Source organism: Holophagales bacterium, assembly GCA_016719485.1.
In the GTDB taxonomy this organism is placed as follows: domain Bacteria; phylum Acidobacteriota; class Thermoanaerobaculia; order UBA5066; family UBA5066; genus UBA5066.
In genome coordinates, this window is the sequence record JADJZB010000002.1 from 251,758 (window position 1) to 266,204 (window position 14,447).

14 protein-coding genes are annotated in these 14,447 nt (G+C 70.8%); 8 read left to right on the plus strand and 6 right to left on the minus strand.

What is annotated here, in order from left to right:
- Positions 1-25: 25 nt before the first annotated feature.
- The 5 genes from pal to IPN03_01180 form a co-directional block, all read right to left on the minus strand.
- The gene (pal, locus tag IPN03_01160; protein MBK9372366.1) at positions 26-583 is read right to left on the minus strand and encodes a peptidoglycan-associated lipoprotein Pal; all 558 of its coding nucleotides are present in this window, start codon (positions 581-583) and stop codon (positions 26-28) included.
- A gap of 100 nt (positions 584-683) precedes the next feature.
- Positions 684-2,024, minus strand: coding sequence for a PD40 domain-containing protein (locus IPN03_01165; GenBank protein ID MBK9372367.1), 1,341 nt, complete (start codon positions 2,022-2,024; stop codon positions 684-686).
- A gap of 20 nt (positions 2,025-2,044) precedes the next feature.
- Positions 2,045-2,803, minus strand: a complete 759-nt coding sequence (locus IPN03_01170) for a TonB C-terminal domain-containing protein (GenBank protein ID MBK9372368.1) — start codon at positions 2,801-2,803, stop codon at positions 2,045-2,047.
- Positions 2,800-3,222 (minus strand): ExbD/TolR family protein, encoded by a 423-nt coding sequence (locus tag IPN03_01175; GenBank protein MBK9372369.1) that lies wholly within the window; start codon positions 3,220-3,222, stop codon positions 2,800-2,802. Before IPN03_01175 ends, IPN03_01170 begins: the two co-directional genes overlap by 4 nt.
- 21 nt (positions 3,223-3,243) lie before the next feature.
- The gene (locus IPN03_01180) at positions 3,244-3,939 is read right to left on the minus strand and encodes a MotA/TolQ/ExbB proton channel family protein (GenBank protein ID MBK9372370.1); all 696 of its coding nucleotides are present in this window, start codon (positions 3,937-3,939) and stop codon (positions 3,244-3,246) included.
- Positions 3,940-4,099: 160 nt separating this feature from the next.
- Here IPN03_01180 and IPN03_01185 point away from each other — a divergent pair, with 160 nt between their 5' ends.
- From IPN03_01185 to coaD, 6 genes are read left to right on the plus strand one after another with little or no spacing between them, the layout of a single operon-like run.
- Entirely contained in the window at positions 4,100-5,851 is a 1,752-nt protein-coding gene (locus tag IPN03_01185) for a hypothetical protein (GenBank protein MBK9372371.1), read from the plus strand.
- Positions 5,848-8,118 (plus strand): hypothetical protein, encoded by a 2,271-nt coding sequence (locus IPN03_01190; protein MBK9372372.1) that lies wholly within the window; start codon positions 5,848-5,850, stop codon positions 8,116-8,118. Before IPN03_01185 ends, IPN03_01190 begins: the two co-directional genes overlap by 4 nt.
- Complete coding sequence (locus IPN03_01195; GenBank protein ID MBK9372373.1) at positions 8,115-9,683, plus strand: hypothetical protein; 1,569 nt, start codon at positions 8,115-8,117, stop codon at positions 9,681-9,683. The genes IPN03_01190 and IPN03_01195 overlap by 4 nt, the downstream gene beginning before the upstream one ends.
- Positions 9,684-9,720: 37 nt before the next feature.
- The gene (locus IPN03_01200; protein ID MBK9372374.1) at positions 9,721-10,668 is read left to right on the plus strand and encodes an ABC transporter permease; all 948 of its coding nucleotides are present in this window, start codon (positions 9,721-9,723) and stop codon (positions 10,666-10,668) included.
- Positions 10,665-11,507 carry an ABC transporter permease gene (locus IPN03_01205; GenBank protein ID MBK9372375.1) on the plus strand — a complete coding sequence of 281 codons (843 nt, stop codon included), beginning with the start codon at positions 10,665-10,667 and terminating at the stop codon, positions 11,505-11,507. The genes IPN03_01200 and IPN03_01205 overlap by 4 nt, the downstream gene beginning before the upstream one ends.
- 13 nt (positions 11,508-11,520) lie before the next feature.
- Positions 11,521-12,015: a pantetheine-phosphate adenylyltransferase gene (gene coaD / locus IPN03_01210; GenBank protein MBK9372376.1), complete on the plus strand. Its 495-nt coding sequence runs from the start codon at positions 11,521-11,523 to the stop codon at positions 12,013-12,015.
- A gap of 3 nt (positions 12,016-12,018) precedes the next feature.
- On the opposite strand, the gene IPN03_01215 is transcribed toward coaD, so the two are convergent.
- Positions 12,019-12,408: an acyl-CoA thioesterase gene (locus tag IPN03_01215; GenBank protein ID MBK9372377.1), complete on the minus strand. Its 390-nt coding sequence runs from the start codon at positions 12,406-12,408 to the stop codon at positions 12,019-12,021.
- A gap of 51 nt (positions 12,409-12,459) precedes the next feature.
- On the opposite strand from IPN03_01215, the gene IPN03_01220 reads away from it, so the two are divergent.
- Positions 12,460-13,662 (plus strand): anthranilate synthase component I family protein, encoded by a 1,203-nt coding sequence (locus IPN03_01220; protein ID MBK9372378.1) that lies wholly within the window; start codon positions 12,460-12,462, stop codon positions 13,660-13,662.
- Positions 13,659-14,438 (plus strand): aminotransferase class IV, encoded by a 780-nt coding sequence (locus IPN03_01225; protein ID MBK9372379.1) that lies wholly within the window; start codon positions 13,659-13,661, stop codon positions 14,436-14,438. Before IPN03_01220 ends, IPN03_01225 begins: the two co-directional genes overlap by 4 nt.
- The last annotated feature ends 9 nt before the right edge of the window (positions 14,439-14,447 follow it).

Here is a 14,447-nt window from a genome sequence, read left to right on the forward strand (position 1 = left end):
CGGACCTCTTCGAAGCCCCGAACGGTCACTTCGCGGTGATGACGAAGTGGCCGCGGCGGTTCTGCGACCATGCGGATTCGTCCTGACCCTCGACGAAGGGCCGCTCCTCGCCGTACGAGATCGTCGTGATGCGGCTCGCGTCGATCCCGAGCGAGACGAGGTAGTCGCGCGCGGCATTGGCGCGCTTGTCGCCGAGCGCCATGTTGTACTTGTTGGAGCCGCGCTCGTCGCAGTGACCTTCGACCTGGAGCTTGACCGTGGGCCACTTGCGGAGCCACTCGGCGTTGCCTGCCATCGCGTCGCGCTGGTCGCCGCGGATGTCGTACTGGTCGTAGTCGAAGAAGACGTCCTTGAGGTAGCCCTTCTTGTTGAGCTCGGCGAGGTCGGACGGCAGCGTCTCGACGACGGGCTCCGGAACGGGAACGGCGATCGGCGCCTCGGTCGGAACGGGCACCGCCGTCGGGGTGGGCTCGGCCTTGACCTCGGGCGCCGGAGCGGGGGCGGGCTTCTTCGTGCAGCAACCCGCGGTCACGAGCAGGCCAGCGGCGAGAAAAAGACCCACGGACCTGAACGGCTTCAACATGGCAAGCATCCTCCGAATCCAGAAAGGGCGCTGGGAGCCCTCCCTATTCCCTGCGATTCTAGCCGCCTGGCACGGCCAGAACAACCAGTCTTCGCCATTTTCATTCCGTCGTCCGTTGCCAGACCGGGTAGCCGTTGTTTCCGGCCGCCGTCAGGACCTTGAAGCCCGATCCGTCGATTCCGGCGGAGACGATCTGCGTCGACCGCCCCCTCTGGAGCTCCCATGCGATCCGGGATCCGTCCGGCGACCAGGACGGGTTCTCGTGAGCGCCCGGCCCGCTGGATATCTGAACCGTCCTGCCCGTCGTCAGGTCGAGGATGCAGATCTGAAAGTCCCCGTCGTTCCGGCACGCGTAGGCGAGCCGGCCGCCGTCGGGGGAAAACGCCGGCTCGTCGCTCCAGTTCCCGGTCAGGGTGAGCTTCCTGACGTTGGATCCTTCGAGGTCCATCAGGTAGATCTGCGGGGTGCCCTGCCGGTTCGACGTGAAGGCGATCTCCCGCCCGTTCGGAGAGAAGCGGGGGCTGGAGTCGATGGCGGAGGAGTCCGTCAGGCGCCGCGGGTTGGACCCGTTCAGCCCGACGACGAAGATCTCGGGGTTGCCCTTGACGCTTCCAGCGTAGGCGACGCTCTTGCCGTCGGGGGAGAACGACGGCGCCGAGTTCAGCTCGGTGGTGAGGGGAATCTTGTTGCGCGGCGCGGCCGCGAGCGAGAACCAGTAGAGGCCCGGAGGGGTGCTCACGAAGGACTGGTAGACGACCTTGTCGCCGTCGTAGGACCAGTCGGGGGCGATGGAGAGCGAACGGTGGAACGTGATGCGCCGCTGGTTCTCGCCGTCGTAGTCCATGACGTAGAGCTCTTTATTGCGCCCCCCGTCCCGGTCGGAGCTGAAGACGATCCGGGTCAGGAAAGGCCCCGGCTTTCCCGTGAACTGACGGACGACGTCGTTGGCGACGACGTGGGCGACCCTCCGGATCGACGCGCCACCGGCCGAGTAGGACTTGCCCAGGATCGGCCGCAGGGTCCTGAGGTCGAGGAGCTGCGCCGAGACGACGACGTTCGTCCCCTCCGACCGGATCTGCGTGTCCAGGAGGAACTGGGCGCCCGAGGCGATCCAGGCGTCCCCCTCCTCGCGCGTGGCGGGCGGCCGGAGCCCCTTCGGATGGAGCGCGGGGTCGGCGAGGACGAACCAGGGAGAGATGCCGAGGTCGCCTGCGAGCGTCTTGTGGAAGGGCTCGACGAGCTCCCGCTGGACGATGTCGGACACGGGAGCGGTCGCGGGCGGCACGGCCAGCGCGATGCGCCGGGCCCCCTCCTGGGAGAGGACGAGTGAGATATCGGTGGGCTGCGCGGGCGGGGCGACCGGCGGGGCCGGCTGCTGCCCGGTGAGGGGGGCGAGGGAGAGAACGAGCGCGAGGCTCGTTACGACGGGAGCAAGACGCATCGCGGACCTCCGGCGGTGCTTCACTGGAAGCGGATGTGGACCCCCAGCTCGTCCCGCTGGAACTCCGGCGGAAGGGGAGGGAGCGGGTTTGCGGAGTAGATCGAGCGGGAAGCGGCCCGGTCGTAGAAGGCGAGGCCGGAAGGAGTCTCGACCTTCACATCGGTCACCTGGCCCGAGCGCTGGATCCGGAAGGTCACGACGCAGACCGTGCCGGCCGGGGCGTCGGGCTTGAGCCAGTTGGCTCCGATGAGAGCCTGGAGCTGTTCGGCGTAGTAGGCGAATGGGAAGTCGGCGTCGAAGCCGGACACGGACGCGCCGAAATCGGTCAGTCCCGGTGCTCCGTCGCCCCCCAGCCCGGCGCCGGCGGACGGGAGGTCGACGGCGGAGCCGTCGGCTGCGGGCCGGGGTGACGACGTCGCCGCTGCCGGCCGGGGTGCGGGTGCCGGCCGGGCGTCTTTCGGCTTCTTCCCCTTATCCGGCAAGGGGAGCGCTTGCTTCGAGGGCACGGGTGCTTCCTCGCGGATCTTCTCGATGACGGGACGCCGGGGCGCCTCGGCGGGGGCTCGGGCCGGCCGGGCCGACAGCCGGGCGAGCGCTCCCGGGGAGACGACCCGGACCGGAAGCGAGACGAGGGGTGCCGTCGTCAGCTTTCTCGGTTGCGAGATGAGGACGAGGAAGACCACGAAGGTGGCGTGGGCCGCCAGCGAGAGCGCCGTCGCGAGACCGTGCGGTGCGTCGGGACGCCGGATCCTCTCTTCCAGGATCTCGGAAACCGTCACGATCCCTTCTCGCTCCTGAGCTCCGTGACCATCCCGAGATTCTCGACCCCGAGCCGGTTGAGGACGTCCATCGTCTCGACGACGACCCCGTAGGGCAGGTTCCGGTCCGCCTTGAGGTAGACGGAGCGGTCCTTCCGGTTCTTCAGGATCAGCTTCAGACGGTCGCGCAGCTGCTGTTTCGGGATCGGCGTCTCGTTGAGGTAGTAGACCTCCTTCCTCGTGATCGAGAGGATGAGGGGGTCCTCCGGGGTCGTCGGCAGGTTCTGGGAGACCGACTTGGGGAGCTTCACCTCCACGCCCTGGTGAAGGAGGGGCGCCGTGACCATGAAGATGATCAGCAGGACGAGCATCACGTCGACCAGAGGGGTGACGTTGATGTCGGAATAGGCTTCGACGTCGTCGTCGATCTTGACGGACATCCGCTCGTTCCTCCCGCCGTATCAGGTGAAGTGGCGCTCGGCGAGGTTCAGAAACTCCAGGGCGAAGTCCCGCATCTCGGAGCGGGTGATCCGGACCTGGCCGTTGAAGTAGTTGTAGGCGATCAGGGCCGGTACGGCGGCGACGAGGCCCGCGGCGGTGTTGACCAGGGCCTCGGCAATGCCCGGGGCGACGGTGACGATGGAGGTCGAGCCGGTGATGCCGATCTGCCGGAAGGCACCGAGGATTCCCCAGACGGTCCCGAAAAGTCCGATGAACGGCGTGGCCGAAGCCGTGGTGGCCAGGAACGGGAGCCGCTTCGTCAGATGGTTCGTCTCGACTCCGGCGGCCCGCTCGAGTGCCCGCTCGATCGCAGGGAGGCTCTTGACGAACAGGCGGCCGGAGTCCGACGGGGCGACGTCCCGGCCCGCCCTCACCTGGGCGTCCAGCTCGGCGTAGCCGGCGCGGAAGAGCCCGACGAGGGGGCTGCTGGGGTACTGGTCGCAGACACCGAGGACGTCAGCGAACTTGCGGCTCTTCCGGAAGTGGGCCAGGAACCGCGTCGAGTGGGAGGCGGCCCGTGAGAAACTCCAGAGCTTTCCGACGATGACCGCCCAGGACCCCAGGGAAAAGAGGGCGAGAACCACCAGGACGGCCCGCGCCGTCCACCCCGCCGTGAGGAACAGCTGAACGATGTTGGCGTTGCCGGCTTCCGTCATTTCTCTCCCGCCCCAGAGGGGACTGAAATCAGGTCAAGGTAGCATGGAATCTCGAAGAGGGTCAAAGCGTTACGTCCTGCTCGCGGCGCTGGCGCTGACCCTCTTTCGGGGCCCTGCAGCCGCTTCTGAGACCCTCCCCGTCGAGGAGGTCCGGGCCGGCATGAAGGGGTACGGGCTGACGGTCGTCCGCGGGCACGACGTCGAGAGATTCGACGTGGAGGTCCTGGGCGTCGTGAAGAACGTCGTCGTGGGGCGGTCGATGATCCTGGTGTCCCTTTCCGGTCTCGACCTGGCGGAGACGGGCATCGCGGCCGGAATGAGCGGGAGCCCCGTCTACCTCGAGGGCCGGCTCGCCGGGGCGGTCGCCTACGGCTGGGGCTTCTCCCGGAAGGCCATCGCGGGCGTGACGCCGATCGGCGCGATGGACTCGATCGTGCCGGAAAAACCCTTGCTCGGGGGTACCAGCCGGACCGCCGGGCCGCCGATCGCGGACCACGCGGCCTTTTTCGCCCGCCTCGCGGCCCTGCCGGAGGAACCCCGGCTGGGGGAGCTGCGTCGCGCGATGCTCGAGAGCCTGCCCTCCGCACCCGCGTATCCATCGGAAGGCTCGACCCTCCTTTCGTTCCAAGGGACGGGGCTTCCTGCTGCGACCGTCGCGGCCTTTCGCACACCCCTGTCCCGCCTCGGGGCGAGCGAGGCGAACCTGACGCTCATGGGGGCTACTTCCCCCGCCGCGATCGGAACGGCGTCGGGGACGCCAGCAACCCTCGTACCGGGAGGCTCCGTCACCGCCTACCTGGTTCGGGGCGACCTGCAGCTGGGGGCCACCGGGACGGTCACGGAGGTCTATCCCGACGGGCGATTCGTCGCCTTCGGGCATGGGTTTCTCGCCGCGGGCGAGATCGACCTCCCCGTCGCATCGGCAGAGGTCGTCGCGATCATCCCGACCCTCCAGCAGTCCTTCAAGGTCGCCAACGGGGGCGAGCCCCGGTACAGGCTCACGAACGACCGGGACAGCGGAGTCGGCGGCCGGACCGACCGAACCGCACCGACCATTCCCATATCCGTCGTCGTCGAGGGGGACGGAAGGCCTGCCCGGGAGTTCCGATACGAGGCGGCGTCGCACCCGAAGCTCTTCCCGCTTCTCGCGGGCCTCGTGGCCGACGCGTCGATGACGGCGGCCGACCCGACGCCTCGCGACAAGCTTCTGGCGTTTCGCGTCGCTCTCGACACGGCGTCCGGTGAGGTCTCCTACGAGGACGTGGCGACAGGGCCTCGCGCGAAGGAGGCCGCCGTTCTCTCCACCGTGGCGCTCGCGGCCGCCGTGGCCGACAACGACCTCGGGGATCCCGGCATTCGAGGCATCCGTCTCCGTTTCGGGAGCTCGACCCAGGAGCGCCGGCTGCGGATCCTCGAGGCCGCGCCGGCCTCGAGAAAGGTAGCGCCGGGAGAGACACTCGTCGTCGCGATCCGCCTCGCGGACCGGCGCGGCGAGGAGAGCGTCCGTGTCGTCCGGCTCGCCGTGCCCACCGGAACACCCGAAGGACGCGCGACGCTCGTCGTCTCCGACGGCAGCAACGCGACGGCCCTGCGCCAGCTTCTCGACCCCTCGGAGCCCCGGACGCTGGGGGAGTTCGCGACGTTCCTCTCCCGGATCGTCCCCGGAAACCGCCTCTTTGCCGGCCTGCTGGTCGCCACACGGGGCGCGGCCACGCGTTCCGCGACGCTCGACGCCCTCCCGCCCACCGCCCTCGCGCTCCTGGCGGGGGCGCGGGAGCAGGGAGAGACCGGGATCGCCGACGTCGAGGCGCGTCTCGTCTCCGAGGAAATCGTCACCTTCGACCGCCCGGTCTCGGGCGGTGTCCGGATCGACGTCGACATCGAGCGGGCTCGCCCGCGAGGAACCCGATGAGCCAGCATCGCCTCAGATCCTTCGCCGTCGGCCTCGCGCTGACGATCGGCTTCACTCCGGCCGCGCCCGCGGGCGCGGCCTCGACCCGCCTGTCGACGGTGGCGTCGGCCCGCGACTTCCTCGCCGGCGACCTGGACGGGACGACGCTGACCTCCGACGGTCGCCTGACGCTCGGATCGGTCTTCACGCCCCGGGCGTGGCCCGAGGAGGCTGCCGGGGCGGTGGTCTTCGGGGCTGCGTCCGATGCCGCGGGCCGGGTCTACGTCGCGACGGGCGGCGGACAGGGCCGGCTCTTCGTCTCCGAGCCGGACGGAACGGTCCGCGTGCTCTTCGAGGCGGAGGAACCGAACGTGACGGCGGTGGCCGTCGGTCCACGCGGGGAGGTCGTCTGCGGAACGTCGCCCGGGGGGCGGCTGTGGCGGGTCGACCCGAAGGCGAAGGAGCCCGCGAAGGCCGGTTCGCCCGCCGGGGAGACCGGCGAGGCGGCCGTCTGGTCGCTGGCGTTCGCACCCGACGGCACGCTCTTCGCCGGAACGGGATCGAAGGGCCGGATCTGGAAGGCGGGCCGGGACGGCAAGGCCTCTCTTCACGCCGAGATCGAAGACACCCACGTCCGCACGCTTCTGGTCCTGCCCGACTCGATGCTCGTCGCCGGGACGTCCGACCGCGGTCTCGTCATCGCGATCGACGCCGGAGGGAAGCTCCGGACGCTCCACGATTTCGCGCGACCCGAGGTGACGGCGCTCGCCTCGGCGCCGGGCGGAGGAATCCTGGCCGTGGCGACGTCCGTGGCCGTACCGCAGCTCTCGCAGCAGCGCAGCGAACCCCGCCAGGCAACGGCTCCCGTAGTCTCTCCGACCGGGGCCGAGGGGCCGGCGAAGGACCCGGTACCGCAGGGGACGGTCTCCATCTCGACGACGACGTCACCCGTGCGCCCGGCGGCCGCGCCGTCCACCTCGAGGGAAGGGAATGCGGAGGTCGTCCTCATCGCGGCGGACGGATTCGTGGAGCCTTCCTGGATTCTCCCGGAGGAGACGGTCTACGGTGCACGGTGGGACGACGGGAGGGCCGCGCTGCTCCTCGCGACAGGGCCTCGCGGACGGGTCTACAGCCTGAACGACCGCAAGCTCCGCCTCGAGGCGCAGGTCGACCAGAAGCAGGTCGTTTCGACCCCCGCCGTGCCCGGCGGCTTCGCCGTCGTGACGTCGACGTCTCCCGGCGTCCAGCGCCCGGCGGGCGCAAAGGCCGCCGGAAAGGGAACCTACCTGTCGTCCGTCCGGGATGCCGGGCGTCTCTCCCGGTCCGGCTCGCTTCGGTTCGAAGGGACCGTCCCGAAAGGGGCGACCGTCGTCCTCTCGGCCCGCACGGGTAACAGCGAGAAGCCGGACGGTACCTGGTCGGACTGGGTCAGGCCAGGTCCGTCGGGCGTCTTCGTCGCCCCGCCCGCGCGGTACTTCCAGTGGCGCGCGGAGCTTTCGGCGGCCCCCTCCGGGGAATCGCCCGTCGTCGAGCGCGTGGAAATGTCCTGGGCGGAGAGGAACGCCCGTCCGATCCTGGAGAACGTGACGGTCCTCGAGCCGGGGGCGGTCTTTCCGCGCCCCGGCGCGACCTCGGGTTCCGCCGTCCTCACCGTGACGAACCCGGACGAGAACGGCGCCTTCGCCGGTCTCGAGCCGGCGCGGGAAGGGACCGACGCGACGGGAAAGAAGCTCTTCCGGAAAGGGTTCCGCACGGTGACCTGGAAGGGGACCGACCCGAACGGGGACGCCCTGCGATACGACCTCGAGGTCCGGCGCGAGGGCTCGACGCCGTGGTTCGGGATCCGACGGGACGTCGACGACGCCTTCGTCTCGTTCGACTCGTCGCCGCTCCCGGACGGACGCTACCGGTTCCGCGTCACGGCTTCCGACAAGAACTCGAACGCCGAAGGTGAGGCCCTCGTGGCGACGGAGGAGAGCGACCTCGTTCTCGTGGACGGAACCCCGCCGGTCCTGACGGTTCTCGAGAGCCGGACAGAGGGGAAGAGCGTCGTCCTGCGCGTGAAGGCCGCGGATGCCCTGTCGCCCCTCGCACGGGCCGAAGGGACCGTCTCGGCCGACCGGTGGCGGCCTCTCGCATCGGCCGACGGGGCGCTCGACGGACGGGAAGAGGAGCTGACGCTCATCGTCCCGAAGCCCGACGGTCCCGCATTTCTATCGATCCGGGTCGTCGACGCCTCGGGAAACAGCGCGTCGGTTTCGGCCGAATACCCGGCGGAGTTCCGGTGAGGCGAGCCCTCGCCCTCCTCTTCCTCGTCTTCGCTCCCGCTTGCGGCGGACCGGTCGGCAAGGAGCAGGACCGTGTCCTCCACCGGAGGCTGGAGGGGGAGCCCCAGACGCTCAATGCCCTCACCGCGACGTCGGACCCCGAGAACGTCGTCATCGCCCTTCTGCAGCGAAATCTCCTGGACTACGACGAGAACCTGAACCTCGTCCCCGGTCTCGCCGAGTCCGTCGAGGCGGACCAGAACAGGCTCGTCTACACGGTGACCCTCCGCGGGGACGCGCGCTGGGAGGACGGTACGGCGGTCACCTCCGACGACGTGAAGGCGACCCTGGACGCACTCGTCGACCCGAAGACGCCCGCCCTCTACAGGAAGAGCCTCTTCGACGGCCTCGAGAGGGTCGAGGTCGTCGACGCCCGAACGGCGAGAGTCACGTTCCGGACGGCGTCTCCGGGCCAGAGGAGCGCGTTCAACCTGCCGCTCCTCCCGGCGCGGCTCTACCGCGGAACCGACGTCGCCACGAACCCCGCGAACCGCCGCCCCCTGGCGACGGGGCCTTTCCGCCTGGCGTCGTGGGAGGGCGGGACGATCCGACTCGTTCGGAACACGCAGTACTTCGGACCGCCGCCCGCGTGGGAGCAAGTCGTCCTGCGCGTCGTCCCGGAGTCGTCGCCGGCGTTCCAGGCGCTTCTCACGGGCGCCCTGGACGAGACGCGGCTGAACGCCGTCCAGCGCGTCGAAGCCGCCGCGGACGGCGCGGTCCGCGAAGTGCGATACGACGAGATCGCCTACACCTTCCTCGCGTGGAACAACCGGCTCCCGCAGTTCGAGGACCCGCGCGTTCGCCGGGCGCTGACGATGCTCATCGACCGGGAGACGATCGCGAGGACCCTCTACGGTGGCCTCGCGCGTCCGGCGAACGGGCCCCTGCCGCCGGGGCTGTGGCCGCACGACGCGACGCTCGCCCCGCTCCCGTACGACCCCGCCCGGGCGGCCTCGCTCCTCGACGAGGCGGGCTGGCGAAAGGGCCGGGATGGCGTCCGGAGCCGGGGAGCCCACCGACTGGCGTTCACCCTTTCGTCCGGGGGCGGAAGCGAACGGCAGCGTCAGATCAACGAGACGACGCAGCGGGCGTTCCGCGAGGCCGGGATCGAGATGGCGCTCTCGCCGCTGGAGTGGGGAGCCTTCGTGGAGAAGGTCGATGCCGGGAGCTACGAGGCCTGCGCGCTCGCCCTGAACCTCGACCCGAACCCGGACCTGCGTCCCAACTGGCACTCTTCGCAGGTTCCACCGAACGGCATGAACCACGCCTACTACCGGAACGCGAGGGCCGACACACTCATGGACGAGCTCGCCACGACGTTCGATCGCGAGAAGGCCAAGACCCTCTACGCCGAGCTGCAGAGGATCATCTCGGACGACCAGCCCTTCTCGTTCCTCCACACCGTCTCGGTCGCCTGGGGCGTGCGGAACAGGGTGGAGAACGTGAAGACCTCGCCCGTCGGGCTCTGGCTCTTCTGGCCCGGGGCAGCCGGGTGGCAGCCCGCCAGGGCGGCGAGGCCGATCTGATCCGGTACGAGTCCCGCGCCGCGTAACATCCCGCAACGTGGCCCGGTTCCTCTCGCGGCGCGTCCTCGCCTCCGCCGGAACGCTCCTCGGCGTCCTCGTCGCCGTGTTCCTCCTCCTTTCTGCGGCTCCGGGTGACCCGGCCCGCCTGACCCTGATCGGGCACGGACCGATCGGCGCGCGGTCGCCCGAGGCGCTGGAGGCGTTTCGGCAGCTCCACGGACTCGACCGTCCGCTCCCCGCCCGCCTCGTCACGTGGCTCGGCGCTGCGGCGCGGCTCGACCTGGGACGATCGTTCCGCGACGGGCGTCCCGTGACGGAGCGGATCGCCGAAACGCTTCCGGCGACGCTCACGGTGAACGCCCTTGCGCTGCTCCTCGCGGCTCTCGTCGCGGTGCCGCTCGGCGTTGCTGCCGCGCGACGACCCGGGAAAGCCGTGGACCGCGTCTCGGGGTTCGTCCTCGACGCGCTCTACTCGCTTCCGAGCTTCGCCCTCGGGCTCCTCCTCCTGCTTCTCTTCGCGGTCGAGCTGAGGTGGGCCCCGATCTTCGCCGACCTGTCCCTCGGTCTGCCGGGCATCGCTCTCCCGGTGGTCACGCTCGCCCTCGTGGCACTCGCCCCGATCGCCCGCGTCACGCGCCGTACGGTGGGGGAGGCGCTCGCGTCGACCGCGGCCCTCTCCGGCAGGGCCCGGGGCGAATCGCCGCGCGAGGAGACGCTCCGCGCCCTGCGGCGCGCAGCACCCGCTTTCGCGGGTCTCGGTGCTGCCCTCGTCCCGCAGCTCGTCGCGGGGTCGGTCCTCGTGGAGAGGGTCTTCGGTCTTCCGGGCACCGGGCAGCTTCTCGCCGATTCGGTCTTCTCGAGAGATCTCCCGACCGTCCTCGGCCTGACGCTGGCGTCGGGGCTCGCCGTCGTCGCCGCGACGCTCGCCGCCGACACCTTCGCCGCGCTCGCCGATCCGCGGATCGCCGAAGGTGAGGAGTCGTGAGCCTCACCCGCTCCGCGAGGCGGAGGCTCCTCGTCCTGGCCCTCTTCCCGCTCGTGGCGCTCATGGCGCCGCTCCTCGCCCGGGAGAGGCCGAAGGACGCGACGGCGCTCGAGAGGCTCGCGACACTCGTCCCGTTCGATCCCGACGCCACCGACCTCGACGCGCGCCTGCAGCCGCCGGGCGCCGACCACTACCTCGGGACCGACGACCTCGGCCGGGACGTCCTCGCGAGGCTTCTCCACGGAGCCCGCGTCTCCGTGCCGGTCGGCTTCGCGGCGGCCGCCCTCGCTCTCGCGGTCGGGACCCTCCTGGGCGGCGCAGCCGGGGCTCTCGGCGCGGGCACCGACCGGCCCGTCCTCTTCGTCACGGGGGTGGTCCAGGCCTTTCCGGCCCTCGTGCTCGTCGCGGCCGGCGCGGCCCTCGCTCCGCCCTCGGCGTGGACGGCCGCGCTTCTCATCGCCCTCACCGGGTGGCCCGAGGTGGCCCGCCTCGTCCGCGCCGAGGCGCTGCGCCTCTCGCGGTCGCCGCACGTCGAGGCGGCGCGTGCGGCGGGCGCTTCCCGCGCGAGGGTCGTCTTCGTCCACGTCCTTCCGGGGGCCGTCGCTCCCGCCCTCGCAATCGTTCCCTACGCCCTCGGCGGGGCCGTCCTCCTCGAGGCTTCGCTTTCGTTTCTCGGGCTCGGGGCGCCCCCGCCGGCGGCCTCCTGGGGACGGGCCCTCGCCGATGCCCGCGAGAGCCTGACGAGCGCCTGGTGGTGCGTGGTGCCGCCCGCCCTCGCGCTCTTCCTCCTCGTCCTCTCGGCGCGCAAGCTCGGCGAGGCGCTTTCCGAAAGCCGCTAGAATCGCCCACTCAATGCGAATCGCCGTCTACCCGGGCTCGTTCGACCCGATGACGAACGGGCACGTCGACCTCGTCCGTCGCGGGTGCCACATCTTCGACCGCGTCCTGGTGGCCGTCCTGTGCAACACCGAGAAGTCGCCGCTCTTCACCGTCGAGGAGCGGGTGGGAATGGTGCGGGACGTTTTCCGTCGCGAGCCGCGCGTGAAGGTGAAGGCGTTCTCCGGCCTGCTCATCAACTTCCTGAAGACCGAGAAGACGAACACCGTCCTGCGCGGCCTTCGCGTCGTCTCCGACTTCGAGTACGAGTTCCAGATGGCGCTCATGAACCGTCGCCTCGACCCCGACGTGGAGACGGTCTTCCTGACCCCGAAGGAAGAGCTCTCGTACCTCTCGAGCCGGCTCGTCAAGGAGGTCCACCGGCTCGGCGGGGACGTCTCCGGGCTCGTTCCCCCGCTCGTTTACAAGGCTCTGAGAAAGAAGCTGCCGAACGGCGCCCCGGGCGCCTGAGGGTCAGCCCCCGGCGAATCCCGTCATGGCAGCGCGGATCGGTTCCGGCACGGCCGTCGGCTTCCCGGATGCCCGGTCGACGAAAAGGTGCACGGTCTGCCCCTCCACCGCAACCACGCCATCCGGCAGGGCGACGCGATATTCGAACGTGCACCCGCGGCTGCGGATCGCCGCGAGGCGCGTCGCCACCCGGACGGTGTCGCCATAGCGGGCCGGACGGCGGTACCGGGCCTCGAGGTCGCTCACGACGATGTTCACGCCCTCGGCTTCCATCCGGGCGTAGGGGTACCCGGCGGCGTCGCAGTACTCCGTCCGCCCCACCTCGAACCAGACGACGTAGGAGCCGTGGTAGACGACTCCCTGCGCGTCGGTCTCGGCGTAGCGGACCTTCACCTCGGTTTCGACCCAGCGTCCGTCTCTCCACGCTCCGTAGACTACCCGAGCGTGGCCTCTCCCTTCGTTCTTCTGCGCGGCCCCGGGTGGCGGCTCCCGGCGCCGCTCGACCTGGGCTCCCCGCTCGAGGTCCGAGCCGTCGCGGCGGATCGGCCCGGCGACCTGCCCGACCTTCTCGCCTGGCTCGACGCCGTGGCCGGCTCGGGCCGGCCGGAGAGGATCGCGGCGGGCTTCCTGACGTACGAGGCCGGGGTGACGATCGAAGGGTCGAGGGAGCTGTTCCGGCCGCCCGCGACGCCTCTCGCCTGGTTCGGGCTCTTCGACACCGCACGACGAAGGGGTCCGGACACGGCGGCGGGACGGCGCGCGGGGGACGACCGCGTCGACGAACGCAGCCGTGGACCCGGAGTGGAGCCGCCGGCCGACATGCACCTTCCGGAGTGGACGGCGGCCGTCGAAGCCATCCGGGAGGGGATCGCCCGCGGCGACGTCTACCAGGCGAACCTGACGCGGCGGACGTCCCGGGCGCTGCCGGTCTCACCTCGCCGGCTCGCCGACCTGCTCTGGGCCGACAACCCCGTCCCGTGGGCGATCTGCATCGACACTGGTACCGAGGCCGTCGTGTCGAACTCGCCGGAGCTCTTCCTGGACGCCGACCTCGCGTCCCGGCGCGTGGCCTCGGCCCCGATCAAGGGAACCGTGCCCCGCTTCCTCGGCGGAAGCGAGGAGGCCGCACGCTCGGCCCTGCTGGCATCGGAGAAGGATGCCGCGGAGCACCTGATGATCGTCGACCTGATCCGCAACGACCTCGGGCGAGTCTGCGAAGCGGGAAGCGTTCACGTTCCCGCCTTCCGGACGGTGAGGAGCTTCCGGCACCTCCACCACCTCGAGTCGACCGTGGCCGGGACCCTCCGCGCCGGGACCCGGCTCTCGGACCTCCTCGTCGCGACGCTGCCGGGAGGGTCGATCACCGGCGCCCCGAAGCGCGCGGCGCTCGGGTTCATCCAAAGGCTCGAGCCGGTGGCCCGTGGACCGTACACGGGTGCCGCGGGCTTCGTTCGCGGAGACGGGACCGCCGTGTTCAACGTGGCCATCCGGACGGCCATCCTCCGGGGAGAGACGGTCTCCTACCACGCGGGCGGCGGTATCGTCTGGGACTCGGACCCCCTGCTCGAGTGGGCGGAGACCGAAACGAAATCCCGCGAGTTCTTCCGGGCGCTCGCCTCCGCGGCGAGAGAGAGCGAGGTCCCGTGAGCCCCGACCCCGTCCCCTTCGATGCCCCGGCCGTCGAGCGCGGCTTCGGCTTCTTCGAGACGCTCCTTCTCATCGGGCGCCGGGCCATCCTCTGGGAGCCCCACGCCCGTCGCCTCCTGACGGCCCTCGAAGCGCTCGACCTCCCGGCACCGTCCCTCGAGGCCCTGGAATCGTCCTCCGGCGCCGCCCTCCAGGGGATCGGGGACGACGACGGAGAGAGGGCACTGCGCCTCTCCTGGATCGCCGTCGGACCCGACGTGGACGCCCCGGCTTCGTGGAGGCTCGACGCGTCGGTCCGGCCGATCCCTGGGAACACCCTGGCCCGCAGGGCCGGCTCGCGGGCCGTGACGGTGCCGGGACGATTCCGACGCGATTCCCCCGGATTCAAGTCGACGAGCTACTTCGGGGCCGTGGCGGCGCTCCGGCACGCCCGCCGTTCGGGCGGGGACGAGGGGCTGTTCACGGATGGGGACCTCTACCTCGAAGGAGCTTCGACCGGACTCGTGGCGTGGAACGGCGGGCGGTTCGCGGGGCTCGCCCCGGGGGCGCTCCCGTCCGTCACGGCCGAGGCATTCCTCGATGGGGCGGGGGAGAGACGAGGCCTGGACCGCGAGGAGCTCCTCGCCGGCGCGATCCTTCTCGGGTCCCTGACGACGGCCGTTCCGCTCCTCGCACTCGACGGCGTCGAGTGCGGCCTCCCGCCGGCGATGCTGCGGGCCTGCGAGGCGTTCCGGCAGCGGCTCCGGACGGACGCCGCAATGCAGAAAACGCTCTAGACTGTTCCG